We start from the raw sequence: 20,914 nt of genomic DNA, 5'->3' as shown, positions 1-20,914 counted from the left end.
CCGCCTTCCGATCACGAACGAGAACGACAAGCAGGTGGAGGGGCAGTGTGACGGTCCCCTGCCCGGGCTCCGGGGATGCCCGGGCAGAGGACCGCGAACGTGGGCGGCTGTGTCAGCCGTTGAGGATCGACTCGATCTCGGCGTCGAGATCGGCCGCGACCTGCTCGACGTCCTCGCCGTTGGCGAGTCGCGTGAACTGGGTCTGCAGCACGGTCTGCGCCTCGACGTCGGCCCACTTCGGGGTGGCCGGGGTGAGCTTCGCGTTGGCGGCCGCCTCGACGCCCGCCGCGCCGATCGAGGTGTCCTGCGGGACCTCGCCGGCCAGGGAGACCTTGGCGGGGATCAGACCGATGCCCGCGAGGATCGACTGGTACTCGTCGCTCAGCATGATCTTGAGCGCCTCGTACGCGAGGTCACGGTGCTCGGACTTCTGCGCGATGGCGATGTTCGAGCCGCCGGCGAACACCTGGGCGGCGCCGCCGTCCTTGCCCGGCAGCGCGAACGCCTCGAGGTCGCCGCCGTACGTCGACGCGCAGCCCGGCACGCCGTCCTCGGTCTCGGGCTCCTCGGGCGCGTTGATCGACCACTGGATCCACGTCGGGGCCGAGAGGTAGCCGATCTTCCCCTCGCAGAACGGCACCTGCAGGTCGGTCTCCTGACCGTCCTTCGGCGCGTTCGACGCGTTGAGCATCAGGTCCTGGATCTGCGTCAGGCCGGCGATGCCGCCCTCGCTCGAGAAGCCCGCTTCCCAGGTGCCGTCGTCGGCCTGCTCTGCGATGTAGCCGCCGTTCTCCCAGATGAAGGGCAGGGCGTTGTACCAGTCCTGGCCCGGCCACCACACGCCGGAGAACTTGCCCTCGTCGTAGAGGCCCTTCGCCGTCTCCACGTACTCGTCGAGCGTGGCCGGCGGCTCGGCGTCGACGAGCTGCGGGCTGTAGAACACCGCACGCGATCCCGCGTAGTAGGGCAGCGCGTAGTGCGCACCCTCCCAGTCACCGGCCTCGACGAACCCGGGGAGCAGGTCGCTGCCGCCCAGTTCCTCGAACTCCTCCGCGGTGATCTCGCTGAAATACCCGTTCGACGTGAACGCGGACGCCTGCGTGTTGCCGACCTCGACCACGTCCGGGGCGTCCGAGCCCGCGAGCGCCGTCGTGTACTTGTCGACGAGCCCGTCCCAGGCCTGCTCCTCGATGACGAGCGTGGAGCCCTCGTTCTGCTCCTCGAAGGTCTTCTTCAGGTAGTCGCGGGCCTCGTCGGGCGTGTCGGTGCCGACCAGCCAGACACGGACCTCGCCGGTGGCCGGGCCGCCGTCGCCGTCACCGGCTTCGGCGCCGGACGAGCAGGCGCCCAGTGCCATGGTCATGGATGCCGCCGCCGTGACGGCGACGAGACGGTTCTTTCTCACGAAGTCATTCCTCTCGGTCTTGCCTGTGATGTCGGTGCGGTGCGTTGCCGCGCCCACCCGTGACCACTCCCGTGTGCTCACGACACCCCCAGCTGAGCGGACAGGACCAGGACGGCGGCGCCGAGGAGCACCACGTCCTGGCCGAGAGACGACATCCGCAGCTGGAGCCCGGCGCTGACCGCCGGCATCGTCCGCTGCTGGAGCGTCTCCTGCGCTGCTTCCCGCAGGGGGCCGTCGAGCAGGTCCGCGGGACCGCTCAGGAGCACCTCGGCGAGGTTCAGCGCGCTGACGACGGGTGCCAGGGTCGTTCCGAGCACCCTTCCGACTTCCGCGAGGTCGGCGTCAGCAGTAACGGGGTCCTTGCCCTCGACGGCGCTGCGCAGCGCGCGGGTGGACAGGACGGTTTCGAGGCAGCCGCGGCGGCCGCAGGCGCACAGTTCGCCGTCGTCGACGGCGGTGGTGTGGCCGAGCTCGCCGGCCGCGAAGCGGAGGCCGTGCACCCGGATGCCGTCGACGACGATCCCGGCGCCGACACCGAGGCCGACGAGGAGGAGCAGCATCCCGGAGGCGGCGCCGCCGTAGGTGAACTCGCCGAGTGCCGCCGTGTTGGCGTCGTTGGCGACCTGGACGGGCAGGCCGATCCGGTCGGTGAGGATCTCGGCGAGCGGGACGTCGTACCAGCCGCGGTTGGGCGCCTCGATGACGCGGCCGTGGTCGTCGATGACGCCGGGTGATCCGACGCCGATGCCGAGCACGGGGCAGGTCGCCTGGGCGACGAGCAGGCGCGCGAACCGGGCGACCAGGTCCGTGAGTTCCTCGCCGGTGCGGCCGTCGACGTCGAGGGTGCGGCGCTCGACGACCTGACCGGTCAGGCTGATCACGGCGCCGCGCATCTGGGCGGCGTCGGTGAGGTCGAGCGAGACGATCTGGAACGCGTCGCCGCGCAGGCCGACCAGGATCGCGGGCTTGCCGACGCGCTGGCCCGGCCGCGTGCCGAGTTCCTCGACGAGGCCCTCGGCGATGAGGACCGAGACGAGGTCGGAGATGGTGACGCGGGTGAGGGAGGTGGCCCGGGCGAGGTCGGCGCGCGACGTCGGGCCCTCGTGGAACAGGTGCTGCAGCACGAGCGAGCGGTTGTGGGCGCGGGCGTGCTCGGGGAGCACCTTGGACGTGGCGCGGAGGCGCGCCCCCACTCGTCCGGTGCTGCGTGTCGTCGTCGCCATGTTTGTTAGTACACCTGATTAACGGCTCGCTGTCCATCACCGGGGGGTGCCGTTACCTGACCGTTACCTGACGTCACCCGTCGAGGCGCCAGTTGAGCATCGACTCGATCTGCGCGTCGAGGTCCTTCGCGACCTGCGCGGGGTCCGCCCCGGAGGCGAGCCGGGCGAAGGCCGCCGGGATGATCCCGTGATCCTCGATGTCGCCCCACTTCGGCGTGGCGGGGGTCAGGCGCGCGCGCTGGGCGGCGGCGACCCCGGCAGCGGCGATCGGGTCGGACTGGTCCACCGCGTCCGCCAGCGACCGGCGTCCCGGGATCAGGCCGTTCTCGGCGAGGATCGTCTGGTACCCGTCGCCGAGCATGATCCGCATGACCTCGTACGCGAGCTCGGGGTTCGCGGACTCCTCGGCCATCGCGATGTTCGACCCGCCCGCGAACACGGGCGCCACCTCGCCCGGTTCGCTGCCCGGCAGCGGGATCGCCCTCAGGTCCTTCCCGTAGGTCGAGGCGCAGCCCGGCGCCCCGTCGCCCTCGGGCTCCTCCGGCGCCTGGATCTCCCACCGCAACCAGGTCGGCGCCGAGACGAAACCCGCGATCCCCGCGCAGAACGGCACCACCAGATTCGTGCCGTCGTCCCCGGCCGGGGCGTTCGAGGCCGACGTCATCAGCCGTTGCACCTGCTCCATGCCCCTGATCCCGCCGGGCGAGGAGAAGCCCGCGTCCCACGTGCCGTCGTCGCGCTGCCGGGCCACGTACCCGCCGTTCTCCCAGATGAACGGCAGCGCGCTGTACCAGTCACGCCCGGGCATCCACATACCCGAGAACTCGCCCGTCCGCATCTCGACGGCCGTGTCGACCAGCTCGTCGAGCGTCTCCGGTACGGGGCGGTCCCCGAGCAGCTGCTCGGAGTAGAAGATCACCCGCGAGCCGGCGTAGTAGGGCAGCGCGTAGAGCACGCCGTCGTAGGTGCCGGCCTCCACGAACCCGGGCAGCAGGTCGTCGCCGCCCAGCTCCTCGTACTGCTCCGGCGTGATCGCCGCGAGCAGACCCCCGGCGTCGAGCGCCGCCACCTGCGTGTTGCCCATCTCGACGACGTCGGGCACCACGCGGTGCGAGCCGCCGCTCAGGCGATCGGTCAACACCTCGACGAGTCCGCTCCACGACTGCCGCTCCACCAGCAGCTCCACGTCCGGATGCCGCTCGGCGAACGTCTCGGTCAGGTGGTCGATCGCCGCCTGCGGCGTGTCCTGACCGGCCAGCCACACCCGGACCGTGGTGGGATCCCGGCCCTCCGACGCGCTCGGCTCGCCGCCCGCGGCTCCGGGCGAGCAGCCCACGAGGATGGACACCGCCGCCGTGGCGGCGACCAGGAGACAGATCTTCTTCTTCATGTGGGGACCTCCCGACGGGCCGGCCGCGCCACGGCGGCCGGCGTCGGCTCCCCTGTGCGCCGACCCGTAAGTTAGGTCCCCTACTGAACCGGGTCGAGCGCGCGAAGTCCAGCCGTCACGGCGGGACGGGGCCGGACTTCACCCCCTCGCCCTCAGTCCGTGATCGCCAGGGCGTCGATCTCCACCAGCATCTCCGCGCGCGGGAGGCCCACCATGACGGTGGTGCGGCCGGGTAGCACGCCCGACGGGCAGTGCTCCGCCACGAACGCCGCGTACGCCTCGTTCATCGCGGCGAAGTCGTCCCGCGAGGTGAGGTACACGCGCAGCATGACGACGTCGTCGAACGTCCCGCCCGACGCCTCCACGATCGCGGCCACGTTCTCCAGCGTGCGGGTGGTCTGGGCGGCGACGTCGCCCGGGTACAGGTACTCCCCCGTCGCCGGGTCCACCGGGCCCTGCCCGCTCACCTGGACGAACGGGCCCTTGCGCACGCCCTGGCCGTAGCTGGCGGCGGGTGCGGGGGCGGAGTCGGTACGGATCGCCTGCTTGGTCATGGGATCTCCTCTCAGAGAGTGTTTGTGAACTCGCCTGTTGGCGGTTCGGCCGGTTGCGGCTTCGGCATGCGCCGTGCAGAGCAGCGAACTACAGTTCTTGCATGGCTAGGCATGTGGCGTTCCGGTGGTCCCTCGATCCGACGGTCGAGCAGCAGGTGGCGCTTGCCCGGCATGTGGGTGCGGCCAGGTTCGCGTTCAACACGTGCCTGGAACTGCACCTGGCAGCCCGACGTCGCCGGCACCACGCCGATGGTCTTGGCAGTGTGCCGTGGTCGGGCTTCAGCCTGATCAACACGTTCAATAGGTGGAAACGGTCGGAGGCGGCAGGGCGCCGGTTCGTCGTCGACTCCCGAGGTGGTACCCAGGTGGAGGTGACCGGGCTGGCGTGGCGGGGGCAGGTGTGCTCGCTGGTGTTCGAGGAGGCGGCGGTCGATCTGGGTCGGGCGTTGAAGGCGTGGACGGCCTCTCGTGCGGGCAAGCGTATCGGGCGGCGAGTAGGACACCCGAGGTTCAAGAAGAAGAACGCCACGTCCGGGTCGTTCCGGATCCGTAACCAGCGCTCTCGGACGGGTCGCTCATCGATCCGCGTAGGTGACAGCTCACCCAGGTCGGTGTCGTTGCCGAAGCTCGGCACGATCCGCGTGCGGGAGGACACGCGCCGATTGCGGCGGATGATCGCCAAGCAGCGCGCCCGCATCCTGTACGCGACAGTCTCGCGCGGTGTGCGGGGCCGGTGGTGGATCTCTGTCACGGTCGAGGCCGCCGACTTCCACCCCGAGACTCGACACCGGCCGCGCACCGATGACGATGACTCCGGTTGGGTGGGAGTCGACCGCGGACTGAAGGATGCCGTCGTGGCCGCCACCTCTGACGGTGTCGTGACGCTGCGGGTCAAGCCCGCCAAGACGCTGGCCAACGGGTTGCCGCGGATCCGGCTGCTGTCGCGTGCGGTATCCAGGAAGAAGAAGGGATCCAGCAACCAGAAGAAGGCCCGTACCCGCCTGGCGCGGGAACACCAACGCATCCGCAACCGCAGGCAGTATGCGCTGCATCAGGTCTCCAATCGGCTGGTCAATAACCACGACCGGCTGGTCCTGGAGGACCTGAACATCGCAGGCATGATCAAGAACCGCAGGCTGTCGCGCGCGATCTCGGACGCCGCATGGGGCGAGCTCGCCCGCCAGGTCGGGTACAAGCAGGCCTGGCGTGGCGGACAGGTTGCGATAGCGAATCGCTGGTTCCCGTCGTCCAAGACGTGCTCCGCCTGCCACACCGTGAAGCAGTCACTCACGCTCGCCGAGCGGGAATTCGTCTGCGACGCCTGCGGGCACGCGATCGATCGTGATCTGAATGCTGCGGTGAATCTCGCCGCCTGGGCCCACAACACCGGTGGTGGGGTCCGGGCCGCCGGGGACCGTCAAACAGCCGGCCCCGTCACCAATGCCCACTGACAGGAACGCACTGACCCACACCCTGGTGCGGGTGAAACGAGCCTGGATGACGTGGGAACCGGCAGCCTGACCGCACCCGCGGCCTGAACTGCCGGACGCCCGAGAAGGGCGGTGCCCGGGAACCCTACACGGAGTTCCCAGACATGTTGTCAGTGGAACGCCAGCTGCAGTGGCTCGACGATCTCGTCGCCGTCGACCAGGTACGCCGTGCGGTAGAGCTGGAACGTGGTGCACGGGTGGGAGATGCCGAACCCGACGACATCGCCCGGGCGGATCTGCCTCGCCGCCTCCGGGGCAACCCGGACGAACGTGTGCTGGTCGTTGAGCGCGGTGACCTCGCCCCAGCCCTCCGGCAGGTCGCGTGCCTTGCCGAGACGACCGCCGTCGTCCACGGTACGGACGGTGAGCGGCGTCGGCAGGTCGATGTCCGACGACGCGTCGCGACGCCCCACCGAGCAGATGACCAGTCCGGGTTCCGGCATCGACAGCACCTGGCCCCACACCGTCAGCGCCGGGCGCAGCGGGCCGGCGCCCAGCCGGCGCCACGGGTCGGCGCGCAGGTAGTGGCCGTGGTCGTGGGCGACGTAGGCGCCCGAGCGCAGCACCACGCGGGTCGCCACGGCCGCCCCGGCCGGGTCGGTCAGCGGCCTGGTCAGCTCGCGCAGCACGACGTCGGCGAACGCGCTGCCGCCCGCGCTGAGCACCACCTCGCCGGGCACGAGCCCGGCGACCCGGGCGCCCGCCGCGCGCAGGTCCGCGCACCAGCCGGCCACCGCCTCGAGCTCGGCGTCGCTCGTCCCGCCCGCCACGGGGCCCTCGTACCCGGCGACGCCGACGAGCCGCAGCCCCGCGCGAGTCACCTCCCGGGCCAGCGCCGCGACCTGCGCGATCGAGCGCACCCCGCTGCGGCCGCCCTGGACGCCGACCTCGACGAGCACGCCGAGCCGCTCGGGGAACACGGCCTCGGCGAACGCCGCGTCCAGGAGCGCCACGCCGTCCGGCGAGTCGACGTAGACCCAGACCTCCTCGACGTCGCCCGCGTCCAGCGCGGCGCGCAGCCACCGGGCCTCGCGCGGGTCGGTGAGTTCGTTCGCCAGCAGCACTCGGGCGCGCAGGCCCACCTTGCCCCACCACACGACCTCCCGGAGCTGAGCGGGGGTCGCCACCGTGGCGCCCCAGGTCCCGGCCGCCGCCTGACGCCGGTAGATCCCGGTGGACATGTGCGTCTTGACGTGGGGCGCGAACTCCACGCCCGCCTCCGAGAACACGTCGGCCACGCAGGCGATGTTGTGCTCGAGGGCCGCCCGGTCGACGGTGAGCAAGGGCCAGGACAGCGAGAAGTCGTCGATGCGCACGGGGAGATTGTGCCGGATCAACCACGCCGCACCGGACGCCCCGGGGGCGCTCGCGTCAGGTCGCCGCCCGAGAAGTACTGTGCCCGATCACCCGGGCCGTACCGGGCGGCCCGGGGTCGCTGCCGTCAGGTGGCCGTCCGAGAGCACCGGGACGCCGCGGACCAGGACGTCGTCGATGCCCGACGCGACCACGCGCGGCAGGTCGTAGGTGGCGCGGTCGCGAAGCGTGTCGGGGTCGACGAGGACGACATCGGCCACGGAACCGGCGGCGAGCGTGCCGCGCCCGGCGAAGCCGAACCGGCGGGCCGCGCGGCCGGACAGGTGTTCCGCGGCGTCGTGCCACGACCAGTCGCCCGACCGCACGCGCTCGGCGAGCATCCGCGCGAACGCGCCCCAGCCGCGCGGATGCGGGCGTCCGCCCAGGTAGATCGCGTCGGACCCACCCAGGTGCGCCGCATGGTTCGCGAGCGCCCGCACCGACTCCGCGGAGTTCGTGGGCGGCTGCGCGAACACGCACGTGGCACGCAGGCCGGTCGCGACGAGGATCTCGATCACGGCGCCGGCGGGGTCGAGGCCCAGGAGCCCGGCGACGTCGGGCAGCGTGCGCCCCTCCGCCCAGGTGAGGTTGCGGTGCCCGTGCTCGGGGACCGACGCGAACGTGATCCGCGGCCAGAGCTCGGCCAGCCCGGCGAAGTGCTCGCGCCGCAGCCGCGCGACCACCGCCGGGTCCCGCAGGGCGGTCACCGTGGCCTCGGGGTCCGCGAGCGGCAGCCAGGACGGCAGCGACACCATCGAGAGGATCGAGCATCCCCGCAGGTAGGGGTAGGAGTCGAAGGTGACGTCGAGACCCTCGGTCCGTGCCTCGTCGACGTAGCCCGCGAGTTCGGCCGCGGGCCCGTGGTAGTGCGACACGTGGGTGGCGGCCCCGGACGCCCGCGCGATCCGCACCAGTTCCGCGAATCCGTCGCCGGCCTTGTCCTCGTACCCGCGCATGTGGCTGACGTGCGGCAGCCCGCGCTTCGCGACGACCTCGGCGACCGACACCAGTTCCCGCTCGTCGGCGTACCCGCCGGGAACGTACTCGAGGCCGGTGGAGAGCCCGCAGGCGCCGTCGTCCAGCGCCTGGCGCAGGAGCGCGCGCATGCGCGCGAGGTCCTTCTTGGTGGCGCGCTTCGGGTTGTCGCCGAGCACCTCGTGCCGGATCGTGCCGTGCGGGGCGAGGTAGGCGACGTTCACCGGGACGGTGCCGTCGTAGCAGGCCAGGAGGTCGCGGACGCGGGGGCCGTGGTAGGCGGGGTGCTCGCCGAGGATCGCCGCGAAGTACCCGGCGGGCCAGGTCCCGTCGCCGGGGGCGTACGAGACGCCGTCCTGCCCGGTCACCACCGTCGTGACGCCCTGCCGCAGGAGCGCGTGCTGGGCGTCGGGGTCGAACACGACTCCTTCGGCGTGCGAGTGCGCGTCGATCAGGCCGGGCAGGGCGACCCGGCCGCCGGCGTCGAGCACACGACCGTCGCGGGGCGCCTGGCTACCGGAGGCCGCGCTACCCGGCGCGGCGCCGGCCTGCGTCACCAGCCCGACCCGCCCGTCGGCGAGGTGGAGGTCGACGGGCTCGGACAGCGACCCGTCCGGCAGCGGCAGCCGCGCGCCGCGGACGACGGCGACCTCCCCCGCGCGCGTGGCGGGACCGGTCCGAAACGAGCGTGCCGCCGCGCGCCCCGACGCCACGCCGTCCGCCGTCGTCGTACCTGACGCGGTCGGCAGGTCCGGACCTGCCGCCCCTCGCGGGTGCACCACGATCTCCGCGAGCGCCCCCGCCTCCGCGCCGTGCAGCCTGGTCTCGGCCTCGCGTGCCTCCGCCATCTCCCGGGCCAGGTCCCGGGGCGCGCCCCGCACGCCCGGCCGCCGCTGCCAGGGGTGCGGGCCGTCGAGCGGCCGGTACTCGACGCCGTAGGCGTCGAGCCGCGGCAGGTGGTGCCCGGCCAGCCGATCGAGGAACTCGGCCGACGACGGCGTCCCGGGCGCGCGGTCGGCCGCCGGTGACCAGAGCACCTCGGCGATCGCCGCGAGCCGCGGGAACGCGGCGTAGTCGACGCGGCGCGCGGAGTCCAGGTGCTCGGTCCACACCTGGGCCTGCCCGCCGAGCAGCCGGTCGTGCGGCGCCCGGCCTGCGGTCGAGCACGACACCGGCGTTGGCCCGGAACTCTGCAACAACGTTCTCGTCGTGCCCGGCGGAGCGGGGACGAAGGCGCACGGCTCGTATGCCAGGACGTCCTCGACCGCGCGCAGGAAGCCGACCGGGACCGGCTCACCGGGGTGATCGCCGCCGCGATGGTCCAGGTACCACGCGGCCTCGGGCGCGACGACGACGTCGTGCCCGGCCGCGGCCGCGCGCGACGCGACGCCCGGGCTGCTCGACCGCCAGGCCATGACCACGACGTCGCGCGGCAGATCGGGACCGAACGCCTCGTCCCAGGCGATCGGCCGCCGCCCGAGGGACCGCACGTGATCGGCCAGCCGTGCGACGAACCAGCCGTGCAGGCGCGCGACATCGGGCACGCCATCCGGCCGCGTGAGGCCGAGCGCGGCGGCCCGGTCGCGGACCGCCGGTGAGCGTTCCCAGCGGTCGGTCGGGACCTCGTCGCCGCCGAGATGGATCCACGGCGCGTCGAAGACCTCGGCGACCTCGTCCAGCACGTGCCGGAAGAACGACAGCGACTCGTCGGACGGGTCGAGCACGTCCTCGCTGATGCCCCAGGTGGTGCGGGCTCCGCGCCGGTCCTTGCGGGTCCCGAGGAACGGGTAGGCGGCAGCCGCGGCCTCGACGTGCCCGGGCACGTCGATCTCGGGGACGACGGTGACCCCGCGCTCGCGCGCGTAGCCCACGATCTCGCGCAGGTCGTCCTGCGTGTAGAAGCCGCCGTGCGGAGTGCCGTCACCGGCCCCGGTGCGCCACGTACCCACGGTGGACTCGGCGCGCCACGACCCGGCCTGCGTCAGCTCGGGGTAGCGGCGCACCTCGAACCGCCAGCCCTGGTCGTCGGTGAGGTGGAGCTGGAGCACGTTGAGCTTGTGCATCGCGGCGAGGTCGACGAACCGCAGCACGTCGTGCTTGGGCAGGAAGTGTCGCGCGACGTCGAGGAGGACGCCGCGCCAGCCGAAGCGGGGGTGGTCGGTGACCGTGGCGGCCGGGAGTTCCACGGTGCCCGACGGCGCCGGGAGGCCGGGTTCTCCGGCGGCGCGACGGACGGGCGCCCGGCGGAACGCCCCCGGTCCGGCCAACTGCCGCAGCGTCTGCGTCGCGGCATGCGCGCCATCGAGGTCGGCAGCCTCGATCCGCACCCGGCCCGACCTCCGGGAGTGCCCGGCGACACCTGCGAGAGGCTCGGCGGAGTCGCTCGGCGCGCCCGGAGCGGCCGAGGCAGCCCTGACCGGCTCGGCGACGGCGACGATCCTCAGCCGGTAGCCTCCCGGCGGCACATCCCGGGCATGAGCGAAGCGCACCTCCGGCTCGCCCGCGGCGCCGTCGTCGGGCACGAGTTCGATCCCGAACGCCGCCTCCGTGACCCCTCGCCACCATCGCGCGGCGGGCCGGAGGACCGCGTCCGCGGCGACCCGCGCGCCGTCGCCGAGCGTGACGGTACCGCTCCCGGTCTCCAGCGACACGGGTGCGGGCACGAGCCCGGGACGAACATCGGTCACGGAGTGCAACCCTAGCGCCGACTCGCTCGACGCGATCCGGGCCGTGCCCGCGCACGAACACGCCTGACCTGGTAGGCGTTCGGTGTCCGATCTGCGGCGCTGCCGGCGGCCCTCGCGCTTGCCCGGCGGGCACCGCGGCGGAAGGATCGTGGCATGGCGAGACGTCCCCGGGTCATCGCGTTCGACGTCATCGAGACGATGTTCCCGCTCGAGCCGATCCGCCGGCGGCTGATCGACGCCGGGCAGCCCGGCCACGTGCTGGAGCTGTTCTTCTCGCGCCTGCTGCGGGACGGCTTCGCCCTCGCGGCCGGCGGCGGCTACCGCCCGTTCGGCGACGTCGCGGCCGGCGCCCTGCGGTCGGCCACGGGGTCCGCGCTGGACGACGACGCGGCCGGTGCCGTCCTCGCGGGGTTCGCCGAGCTCGATCCCCACCCCGACGTCCTGCCCGCGGTCCGCCTCGCGCGAGACGCCGGCGTCCGGCTGGTGACCCTGACGAACGGGTCGGCGGAGAACACCATCCGGCTCCTGCGCCGTGGCGGTGTCGACGACGACATCGAGCAGGTCCTCTCGGTCGACGACGTGCGGCGGTGGAAGCCCGCCCCGGAGATCTACCGCCACGCGGTACGCGCCACGGGAGTCGAGCCGGGGCGGCTCGCCCTGGTCGCGGCGCACGCCTGGGACGTTCACGGCGCCCACCGGGCCGGACTCGCCACGGGTTGGGTGGCCCGCCTCGACGACCGGTTCCCGGACGTCTTCGCGGCCCCGGACGTCGTCGGACACGACCTGGTCGAGACGGTCGAGGGGCTCCTGGAGCTGCCGATCGATTGAGGCGGACCGGCCTCGCACAGCCCGGCCCTCGCAGTCAGTACACGTGGACAGGGGTGCCGATGGGCGCGCCCCAGGACCAGATCCAGTCCATCGCGGCGTTGGACACGCGGATGCAGCCGTGCGAGGCCGGGTAGGCAGGGATCGACGGCGAGCCGTGCACTGCGATACCGCCGGTGAAGTACTTCGGCCGGTACAGGCTGCCGAGGTCGAGGGACGACTCCCGGATCCCGTCCACCTGCCGGTACACGGCGTAGCTGCCGCTCGGTGTATGGGCCACGTAGCGGGCGCCCAGCGCCTCGTAGCTCTCCCCGTTGCCCGACGACGCGTTGAACGTCCGGATCACCTTGCCGTTCTCGACGACGAGCAGCACCTGCCGGCCCAGGTCCACCTCGATGCCGGTGCCGCCATGGCGGGAGACCGGCACCACGCCGTTGTCGAGAGCCTTCCTGGTGGCCGGTCCGACCACTCCGTCGCGGCCCAGGCCGGCGACCTTCTGGAGGGCGACCACCCCCTGCCAGGTCTCCGCCCCGTACACGCCGTCCGCCGACGTGACCTGGTAGCCGAGCTGCCGCAGGCGCTCCTGCAGCTCTGCCACGTGCTCGCCCTGCTCGCCGGGGGTGATCTCGGCCAGACGGGCCTCCCGCTCCGCCTCGGCCCTCGCCTTCGCCTCGGCCTCGGCCCTGGCCTCCGCTCTGGCTTCAGCTCTGGCCTCCGTCTCTGCCCGGGCCTGAGCCGCTGCCTTCGCTTCCGCCCGGGCCCTCGCCTCCTCGGCAGCCCTCGCGGCGTCGGCGCGACGCTCGGCAACCCGCTCTCGCTCGGCGGCGCGGCGCGCGTCCAGCGCCGTCTCCAGATCCGCCGGGGTCAGCCCCGCGGCCGACATGACGCCATCCGATCGCTCGGTGCCGCTGGTCGCCGACGGCGTGCCGGATGCCTCCGCCCGGGTCTCGCGCGCCTCGCTACCGCTGGCCGTGACCAGGGCGGCAGCGACGGCCACCACACCCAGGGTGCCGATCGTCATCTTGCGTCTCACGCCGTCGTCCATTCCCGTTCCTCCCGTATGGCGGCTCCGCAGTCGTACGGGGCCGCGGTCCCGGCCCCGGCCATCATGCCGTCGTCTCGCACCGCGACCTGTGCCGCCCCTGTTCAGCAAGCTCACCCGTGCCGTTCTTCATGGGAGGAGACGGCCGGGGCATCCGGTCCGTTGCGCGGCAACGACGGATCGTCACCGGACCGTGACCGCCGGGACGCGGCCGTCTCCGTTGTGGTCGGTCCCGTTGGCGGCTGTGAAATGTGCTTGCGGGTGAGTGGTGTATCGGCGGCCGGTCGGGCTGGTCCAGGTGATGGTGCCGTCCGCGGCAAGATCTGAGGTCCAGCGGGTCTGGTGCTTCGTGATGTGGTGGGTACGGCACAGGTGCACCAGGTTGTCGTGGTCGGTGCGGCCCCCGTGAGCCCAGTCGGTGGCATGGTCGACGTCGCAGCGCTCGGCACGCGCGCCGCATCCCGGCCAGCGACAGGTCACGTCGCGGATCCTGAGGTACTCGCGCAGGTCGGCCGGCACCACGTAGGAGTCCCTGCCGACCGAGACCACCGCGCCGGTCTCGGGGTGCGTCAGCAGACGCCGCAGGCTGGGCGCCTGAGCGAACAGTCGAGCGGCGGTCTCGTCGTCGACGGGGACCTGCCCGTCCAGCATCGCCGGCCCGGCGGCCGGGTCGAGCTCTCCGTGGTCCAGGAGGCCGGCGATGCGCAGCAACGGCACGGTGACGTGCACCACGGGGCGGATCGACCGCGCCAGTGGCACCAGCGGCAGGCAGCCGGCTCGTCCATCGGGGTCGAGGACGTGACCGGATGCCCCCGGGCCGTGACGTGCCTCGTCGCCGACCGCACCCTCCGCATCGCCGTCGCTGTCGTGGTGGTGGTCGTGGACACGGCAGACCAGCGCATCGTCGGTCGCCGGCGTGTCCGCGGGCACGCCCTCGCCGGTCACCTCAGCGCACCCATCGCCTGCGTCACGGCAGACCGTCTCCGGGCAGGCCGACTCAGGACCGGACGGCTCCGAGCCGGACTCCCCCGAGCCGGACTCCTCGACGGCGGACGATCCGAGCCTGGCCGACGTCGATCCGGCCGACGATCCGGTCGGCGTGGGGCCGACAGACGTGGGGCCGACAGACGTGGGGCAGGCCGGCGTGGGGCCAGGCGTTTCAGGACCGGATGTCTCCGCGAGGAGCAGACCGGACAGGGCGTCCGCGCGCAGTTGGGCGCTCGTGCGCGGGTCGCTGTGCCGGCGTGCGTGCCGCGCCGTGGCTCGCAGCCGATCGTCGATCGCGTGAGCGGTCACCGCAGGCAGGAATGCCTCGAGGTAGGCCATGCCGTCGCCGACATCCTCCAGACGCACGAACCTGCGGTCGGCCGCCTTCTGACACCGCACGTCCACCGGCTCACGATGGTGCCTCTCCCGAGCCGTGCGGGCACGACGACGCACCTGGCCGGGGGAGAGCACACCGCCGGTGAACACCGGCGCGGGCGGGGACAGCGGGCCGTCCACCTGCTCGGGATCCTCGGCCACGGCGGGGTTCATCACCTCGTCGGTCACCTTGTCGGCGACCTCGGCGTCCAAGCCCGCGAGCTGGGAAGCCATCGCTCGGGCATGGGCCAGGGAGATGCGTCCGTCCAGCAACTCGTCGAGCACCCGTGCCCCTGTCGAGGCGAGGATCTCGGCGTCGGTCAGCAGCCCGGCCGCCGACTGACCGGCCACCTGCATCACCGCACCCAGCTCCGCCGCCAGGCCGCGCCGGGCCAGGTTCTCCACCCACTCGGCCAGTGTGCCCCGCCGGCCCTGCGCACGGGTCGCCTTGGCCGCCGCCTCGGTGTCGACCAGCGCGTCACGGGACACCTGCTCGGCGATACGGCGGGCGCGCTCGATGGCTGTCACCATGCGCCCCGACATCGCAGCCACCCGCGCCTCGGCCTCCGCCACGTCGTCCACCGCGCGAGCCAGATCCTCCAGCGTCGGGGCGTCGGGCGTGGCGACCAGGGCCGCGACGCGCTCCGCCGGATCGGCCGGGCGGCCGGTCATCGCGGCCAGCGCTACCGATTCGGCCCCGCCGGCAACGGCCCGCACGGCCGAGATCTGCGAGCCACGGCCGCCGTCGGACGCGATGTCCAACGCCCCGCCGCTTGCGGGCGCAGCACCACCCCGAGCGGCGTCCACGCCGCTCCACAGCAGGCTTACCCGACGAAGCATCATGAAATCTATTCTCGCACCATAGATTCGTACACGCATCCGCACATGTGAGGATTCCCAAAATCTGTGGACAACCTGCGCCATGCGAAGCCATGTCGCAGCAGCTTCCTGTGGCCAGCCCTGCCGTGGCCAGCCCTGCCGATCCGCCCGAGGGGCCGGTCCGCGCACCGCCGATCCGCGCGGCGGCCGGGCCGCACTGCCGACGCCACGCGACGAGCCGGGCCGCACCCAGCGGGCGCCCGTGCGGCCCGCGCGCGGCACCCGTGCGTCCTACGAAGACCGGCATGTTCGTCGCCCGCTCCGCACCGCTAAACGTTTCGGCCCCTGCCGCCCGCCCGGACGGCTGGCGAAAGTATCGGACCGGGCCTGCGTCAACGCGGACGCGGGCGGATCCGAGAGGTAGCCATGCATCCACGTACCCCCGCACGACGGCGCGCGGCGGCCCGAACCACCGCGCTCACGGCGACCTGCGCCCTGCTCGCCGCCGGTGCCACCGGCGTCGCCCCGGCGGCATCCGCGGCCGGCGACCACAACTACGCCGAGGTCCTGCAGAAGTCGCTGTTCTTCTACGACGCCCAGCGTTCCGGCGACCTGCCCGACGACTTCCGGGTCAACTGGCGCGGGGACTCCGGGATGGACGACGGCGCCGACGTCGGACTCGACCTGACGGGCGGCTGGTACGACGCGGGCGACCACGTGAAGTTCGGCCTGCCGATGGCGTTCTCGGCGACGATGCTCGCGTGGGGCGCCATCGAGAGCCCGGGCGGTTACACGGCGTCGGGCCAGAAGGACGAGCTCCTGGGCTCGCTGCGCTGGGTGAACGACTACTTCATCAGGGCGCACCCGGAACCGAACGTGCTCTACGCGCAGGTGGGCGACGGCGAGGCCGACCACCGGTGGTGGGGGCCGGCGGAGGCCATGCAGATGGAACGCCCGGCGTACAAGGTCGACGCGTCCTGCCCGGGCAGCGACGTCGCGGGCGAGACGGCGGCCGCGATGGCGGCGTCGTCCATCGTGTTCGCCGACTCCGACCCCGCCTACGCCGCCGAACTGGTCACCCACGCCGAGCAGCTCTACGACTTCGCGGACACCTACCGGGGCGAGTACTCCGACTGCGTCCCCGCCGGGAGCTACTACAACTCGTGGTCCGGCTACCAGGACGAACTGGTCTGGGGTGCCTACTGGCTCTACGAGGCCACGGGCGACGCGTCCTACCTCGCGAAGGCGGAGGCGGAGTACGACCACCTGGGGACCGAGCCGCAGACCGACACCCGCGCCTACCGCTGGACGGTGGCATGGGACGACAAGTCCTACGGCTCGTACGCGCTGCTGGCGCAGGCGACCGGCGACCAGCGGTACGTCGACGACGCGAACCGGTGGCTCGACTACTGGACCACCGGATACAACGGCGAACGGGTGACCTACTCCCCCGGCGGCCAGGCGCACCTCGACACGTGGGGCTCGCTGCGCTACGCCGCGAACACGGCGTTCGTCGCCCTGACCTACGGCGACTGGCTCGCCCAGCAGGGTGACACGACGCGTGCACAGGCCTACCACGACTTCGGCGTGAACCAGATCGACTACGCCCTCGGCGACAACCCGCGGGGCTCGTCGTACGTCGTCGGGTACGGCGAGAACCCGCCGCAGGATCCGCACCATCGCACCGCCCACGGATCGTGGCTCGATTCCCTGAGCGATCCGGCCGAGACACGGCACACGCTCTACGGCGCTCTCGTCGGCGGCCCCGGCTCCCCCGACGACTCGTACACCGACGAACGGTCGGACTACGTGTCGAACGAGGTCGCCACGGACTACAACGCGGGCTTCACCTCCGCCCTCGCCCACCTGGTCGACGAGTACGGCGGCACGCCGCTCGCGAACTTCCCCCAGCCGGAGACGCCCGATCAGGACGAGTTCTTCGTCGAGTCGAGCCTCAACCAGCCGGGGACCCAGTTCACGGAGATCAAGGCCATGGTGCGCAACCGGTCGGCGTTCCCCGCGCGCGTGCTCGACGACGTGCGGGTGCGCTACTGGTTCACCCTCGACGCCGGCGCCGACGCGTCCACGGTCCGGGCCTCGACGAACTACACCGAGTGCCCGGACGGCGCGGCGACCGTCGGGCATGCGGGCGGCGACCAGTACTACGTGGAGATCGACTGCTCCGGTTCGCCGGTGTACCCGGGCGGGCAGTCGCAGCACCGCCGCGAGATCCAGTTCCGGGTGAGCGCGGACGTGTGGGACCCGAGCAACGACTGGTCGTACGTGGGCATCGGGCCCGACCTGGGCAAGAACGACCGGATCACGCTGTACGAAGGATCCGAGAGGCTGTGGGGCTCGGAGCCCGGCCCGGTCGAACCCGACACGACGTCGCCCACGACGCCGGGCACCCCCGTGGCCGACGACGTCACCGCCTACGGCGCGACCCTGACCTGGACCGCGTCCGACGACGACCGATCCGGGGTCGCCTCGTACGACGTGCTCCTCGACGGCGCCGTCGTCGCCACCACGACGACCCCCGCCTACACCCTCACCGGGCTGGACGCCGAGACCACCTACGAGGTCGCCGTGGTCGCCACCGACCACGCCGGCAACACGTCGGACCCCAGCGCCACGACGTCCTTCACCACGGCCGAGGCACCGGCGCCCGACACGACCGCGCCCACGGCGCCCGGCACCCCGGTCGCGAGCGACATCACAGCCAACGGCGCCATGCTGACGTGGGCCGCGTCCACCGACGACGGATCCGGCGTCGCCTCGTACGACGTGCTTCTCGACGGAGCTGTCGTGGCCACCACCGCCACCGCGGCACACGCGCTCACCGGCCTGGACCCGGAGACGAGCTACGAGGTCGCCGTCGTCGCCACCGACCACGCGGGTAACGCCTCGCAGGCCAGTGGGGTGGCGACCTTCACCACCGCCCAGGCCCCCGACCCGGGCGCGATCTCCTGCACGGCGTCGTACACGGTCGTCAATCAGTGGGACAGCGGCTTCCAGGCCGAGGTCTCGGTCACGAACACGGGGACCGAGACCGTCGAGGACGCGGTCGTCACCTGGGAGTTCACGAACGGCGAGACGATCTCGCAGTCGTGGAGCGGGACGGCGACGCAGGCCGGCTCGGCGGTGACCGTCGTGGCGCCCGGATGGGCCCCGGACATCGCGCCGGGCGTGACCTGGACCTTCGGTTTCATCGGCACGGGAAGCCCGGTCGCGCCGAGCGCCATCCTGCTCAACGGCACGCCCTGCACGATGGAGTGACACCGGCCGGCCGCGCCGTCCGCTCCCCCGCGTCGCCCCGCTCCGCAGCCTCGCGGAGCGGGGCGGCGCGGCCGCTCCCGGGCGCGGTTGCGCCGGGGAAACGAGGCGCAACACGACGCTGACCAGGGCACGTCCAGGATCTACGGAATGGGTGGCCCCTGCGTCAGAAATGTATGAACACAAATGCTGGACACGCGTCCAACAGCAACATCTCAATTGTTCTTGACGGCATTCTTTCCTCGCTGGCAGGCTCTCCTTCACCCATCGAGCCGGGCCGCTGACCGCACGACACCGGTCACGCGCATCAGTCCGGCCGGAGCAACAACAGAGAGAAGAACGCTATGGGCGACGCGATCGCCACGGGCGCCGAGGTGCGGGTCACCGGACCATCCAGCACGGAGCGCGGATCCGAGGGTGTGGTGAAGACGATCCGGCGCGGCTGGACCGGAATGGAGGCGGTGGTGGAGTCCCCCGGCCTCCTGCGCAAGCGGGAGTTCACCGTCCCCCTGGTCGACCTGTCGAGGAAGTGACTGAGTCCCGGCCGCCCCGCCCGGCGCACAGGAAGCCCCGCCCCCGTAAGTAGGCAACACCCCACGAGAAACGAAGCAGGAACACCCCACGAGAAGCCCGCCATGGCGGGGGTCCCGGGGCGTACCCCGGGACGGGGCGTGAGGGCTCCGCCCCCAGGTCCTGGGTGACCACGGCCTTTGCGAGAGCGTCGAGGCGCTGCTGGGGTCAGATCCGTCATCGGACCAGACGCCCATCTTAGGCGCTCAGCGACGCGCGCCGTTCAGCTCGCGCCGGGCCCGCTCGGCGAAGCGGGTCGTCCGGACGGCTTGGCTCAGCGGCACGCCGGCCTTCTTCTCGGCATCGATGGCTCGTTGCACGGCGGGCAGCAGCTCGTTGACGAGCTTCTCGGCCTTGGCCTCGTCCCACATCACCTCCAGGATCGGGACGCACAGCTTCTCCGCCGCGCGGTCGTTGCCGGGCAGCTTGCGGATCGGACCGATCAGGCGCTCCCTGATGAGCGCCATCAGGTGATGCTGCGCGGGCCGGTAGCCGCGGGCGATGTGCTGGTTGCGGATCAGCCACTCCAGCCGGTACCAGGTCACCGCGGCCGTGTAGTAAAGGACCTGCGGCTGCCCCGCCACGAACAGTTCCTTGCCACGCGCCTTGATCAGTTCCTGATAGCGGCCGACGCGCGCTGGTTCGTCCAGGAACATGGCCAGATACGCGCGGCTGAGCTGGCCGCGGCTGATCACGCGGGTCTGCTCCACGTCCTTGTTGCCGCTGTACTGTTTCGCGCGGCGCTCGTAGAACAGCCGGTGTTCCTTCGTCGTCCTGCCGAGCGCGAAATGGTCCTCCAACCCCTTGTGGAAGTCCTCGCGCGCGGCCAGGTCCTCGTCGCTGACCGGGGTCTGCTGGTTGGTCGCGGCCACGATGCCCTGGATGACGTCCTCATCGGTCGAGTGCACGATGTGGACGCTGACGAAGACCTCATCGGTGAGCTGATCGCGTTCGTGGAACAGGACGTGACAGGTCTGGCACCCGTTGACGATCTGGAAGTCGTCCAGGACGAATTTCTCTCCGACCAGCTTCATCTCGCGGGCCACGATCGTGATGCCGTTGTTCATCACCGCGAACCGCTGCCGCTTGACCGGGTCCCGCAGCGTTTCCCGGATGCCGGTGTTGACGGCGTTGTAGCCCTGGAAGGCTCGGACGTTGCTCTCGAAAAGCTGCTGGCGCAGATTTCCCGCGTCGTCGACCAGCATCTCGCTCACCAGTGTCGGAGCGGAGATCAGCCCGACGAAGGACTGCTTGACCCCGGGCGCCTCCGGAAGCGGGAACTGCCTCGGCATCGGCACGGTCACTCGGACGGTGCTGAGCGCCCGCCCGTACAGCGTGCGCAGCTCGCGCCAGTTCACGCAGCGCACGTCGACCGTCTCGAACCGGTTGAGCCGCCCCAAGGCCTTCTCGGCCGAGCGCGCCTTCTGCGTGATCATCTTCGCGATCTGATCGCCGGTGGTCACGTAGCGGACGTGCAGCTCCGGGAGCCGACCGGCCAGGCGGACGGGATCGTCGAACACGACCTCGACGCATTCGCGCAGGCCGCTCACCTCGTCGGACACCTCGTACGGCAGTTCCTGGTCGGGTCCGCAGAGGTGGCTGAGGTTCTCCGCGAGGTCCGAGATCACCTTGCCCTCGAACCTGCTACTGGTCTTGGCCTGGATGATCACGAACTGCACCCGCGGCTGCTTGCTGGCCTGCATCGCCGCCCGGACGTCGTCCGGCTCCCGGTACATCTGCCCCTCGATCACCACCGCGTAGGCGTCGATGCCGAGGTCGTTGCCCCCACCGGTGCGGTAGGTGTCCGGATCGAAGGTGTCGTTGCAGAACGTGTTGAGCACGCAGAAGGTCGCGAAGACCTCGAAAGCCTCGTCCTGCGGCCGTCCGCTCAGACCCTGGTCCGTCTGGAACGCTTCGAGGAGGCTCTGGATCACTGTCTCCATGGC

The 20,914-nt window shown here is 72.0% G+C and carries 13 protein-coding genes; 4 read left to right on the top strand and 9 right to left on the bottom strand.

Translation table 11 applies throughout. From position 1 onward, the window contains the following. Window positions 1–112 precede the first annotated feature (112 nt). From IIE03_RS15930 to IIE03_RS15915, 4 genes are all read right to left on the bottom strand, one after another. Entirely contained in the window at window positions 113–1,405 is a 1,293-nt protein-coding gene (locus IIE03_RS15930; protein ID WP_192863733.1) for an extracellular solute-binding protein, read from the bottom strand. Window positions 1,406–1,482: 77 nt separating this feature from the next. After that, window positions 1,483–2,628: an ROK family transcriptional regulator gene (locus IIE03_RS15925; RefSeq protein WP_192863732.1), complete on the bottom strand. Its 1,146-nt coding sequence runs from the start codon at window positions 2,626–2,628 to the stop codon at window positions 1,483–1,485. 73 nt (window positions 2,629–2,701) lie between these two features. After that, entirely contained in the window at window positions 2,702–4,018 is a 1,317-nt protein-coding gene (locus IIE03_RS15920) for an extracellular solute-binding protein (RefSeq protein WP_192863731.1), read from the bottom strand. Between the two features lie 152 nt (window positions 4,019–4,170). Next, complete coding sequence (locus tag IIE03_RS15915) at window positions 4,171–4,572, bottom strand: RidA family protein (RefSeq protein ID WP_192863730.1); 402 nt, start codon at window positions 4,570–4,572, stop codon at window positions 4,171–4,173. 101 nt (window positions 4,573–4,673) lie between these two features. Here IIE03_RS15915 and IIE03_RS15910 point away from each other — a divergent pair, with 101 nt between their 5' ends. Then, window positions 4,674–6,023 (top strand): RNA-guided endonuclease InsQ/TnpB family protein, encoded by a 1,350-nt coding sequence (locus IIE03_RS15910; protein WP_192863775.1) that lies wholly within the window; start codon window positions 4,674–4,676, stop codon window positions 6,021–6,023. A 149-nt stretch (window positions 6,024–6,172) separates the two neighbouring features. Here the strand turns inward: IIE03_RS15910 and IIE03_RS15905 are convergent, their stop codons facing one another. Both IIE03_RS15905 and IIE03_RS25970 read right to left on the bottom strand, forming a co-directional pair. Continuing rightward, window positions 6,173–7,378 (bottom strand): alanine racemase, encoded by a 1,206-nt coding sequence (locus tag IIE03_RS15905; protein ID WP_192863729.1) that lies wholly within the window; start codon window positions 7,376–7,378, stop codon window positions 6,173–6,175. An 87-nt stretch (window positions 7,379–7,465) separates the two neighbouring features. After that, the gene (locus IIE03_RS25970; protein ID WP_318843019.1) at window positions 7,466–11,077 is read right to left on the bottom strand and encodes a family 20 glycosylhydrolase; all 3,612 of its coding nucleotides are present in this window, start codon (window positions 11,075–11,077) and stop codon (window positions 7,466–7,468) included. A gap of 153 nt (window positions 11,078–11,230) precedes the next feature. Here IIE03_RS25970 and IIE03_RS15890 point away from each other — a divergent pair, with 153 nt between their 5' ends. Next, window positions 11,231–11,905: a haloacid dehalogenase type II gene (locus tag IIE03_RS15890; RefSeq protein WP_192863728.1), complete on the top strand. Its 675-nt coding sequence runs from the start codon at window positions 11,231–11,233 to the stop codon at window positions 11,903–11,905. 34 nt (window positions 11,906–11,939) lie between these two features. Here IIE03_RS15890 and IIE03_RS26405 read toward each other — a convergent pair whose 3' ends face one another. After that, complete coding sequence (locus IIE03_RS26405; RefSeq protein ID WP_318843018.1) at window positions 11,940–12,935, bottom strand: L,D-transpeptidase family protein; 996 nt, start codon at window positions 12,933–12,935, stop codon at window positions 11,940–11,942. Window positions 12,936–13,127: 192 nt separating this feature from the next. Next, window positions 13,128–15,149, bottom strand: coding sequence for an HNH endonuclease signature motif containing protein (locus tag IIE03_RS15880; RefSeq protein ID WP_192863727.1), 2,022 nt, complete (start codon window positions 15,147–15,149; stop codon window positions 13,128–13,130). Window positions 15,150–15,551: 402 nt separating this feature from the next. On the opposite strand from IIE03_RS15880, the gene IIE03_RS15875 reads away from it, so the two are divergent. Then, window positions 15,552–18,401, top strand: coding sequence for a glycoside hydrolase family 9 protein (locus IIE03_RS15875; RefSeq protein ID WP_192863726.1), 2,850 nt, complete (start codon window positions 15,552–15,554; stop codon window positions 18,399–18,401). Between the two features lie 341 nt (window positions 18,402–18,742). Then, a complete protein-coding gene (locus IIE03_RS15870; protein WP_192863725.1) occupies window positions 18,743–18,931 on the top strand; it encodes a hypothetical protein in 189 nt (62 codons plus the stop codon). A gap of 243 nt (window positions 18,932–19,174) precedes the next feature. Here the strand turns inward: IIE03_RS15870 and IIE03_RS15865 are convergent, their stop codons facing one another. Next, entirely contained in the window at window positions 19,175–20,911 is a 1,737-nt protein-coding gene (locus IIE03_RS15865; protein WP_192863724.1) for an AIPR family protein, read from the bottom strand. Window positions 20,912–20,914: the final 3 nt, after the last annotated feature.

Origin of the sequence: Myceligenerans pegani (assembly GCF_014892515.1) — a bacterium.
GTDB lineage: Bacteria > Actinomycetota > Actinomycetes > Actinomycetales > Cellulomonadaceae > Myceligenerans > Myceligenerans pegani.
This window is presented reverse-complemented; position numbering and strand designations above follow the sequence as displayed.

What these genes read in the sequence shown, in the direction of transcription:
- IIE03_RS15910 (WP_192863775.1), top strand. Translation starts at nt 4,674, where the DNA reads ATGGCTAGGCATGTGGCGTTCCGGTGGTCCCTCGATCCGACGGTCGAG.
- IIE03_RS15925 (WP_192863732.1), bottom strand. Translation starts at nt 2,628, where the DNA reads ATGGCGACGACGACACGCAGCACCGGACGAGTGGGGGCGCGCCTCCGC.
- IIE03_RS15890 (WP_192863728.1), top strand. Translation starts at nt 11,231, where the DNA reads ATGGCGAGACGTCCCCGGGTCATCGCGTTCGACGTCATCGAGACGATG.
- IIE03_RS15875 (WP_192863726.1), top strand. Translation starts at nt 15,552, where the DNA reads ATGCATCCACGTACCCCCGCACGACGGCGCGCGGCGGCCCGAACCACC.
- IIE03_RS15880 (WP_192863727.1), bottom strand. Translation starts at nt 15,149, where the DNA reads ATGATGCTTCGTCGGGTAAGCCTGCTGTGGAGCGGCGTGGACGCCGCT.
- IIE03_RS15915 (WP_192863730.1), bottom strand. Translation starts at nt 4,572, where the DNA reads ATGACCAAGCAGGCGATCCGTACCGACTCCGCCCCCGCACCCGCCGCC.
- IIE03_RS15920 (WP_192863731.1), bottom strand. Translation starts at nt 4,018, where the DNA reads ATGAAGAAGAAGATCTGTCTCCTGGTCGCCGCCACGGCGGCGGTGTCC.
- IIE03_RS15865 (WP_192863724.1), bottom strand. Translation starts at nt 20,911, where the DNA reads ATGGAGACAGTGATCCAGAGCCTCCTCGAAGCGTTCCAGACGGACCAG.
- IIE03_RS15870 (WP_192863725.1), top strand. Translation starts at nt 18,743, where the DNA reads ATGGGCGACGCGATCGCCACGGGCGCCGAGGTGCGGGTCACCGGACCA.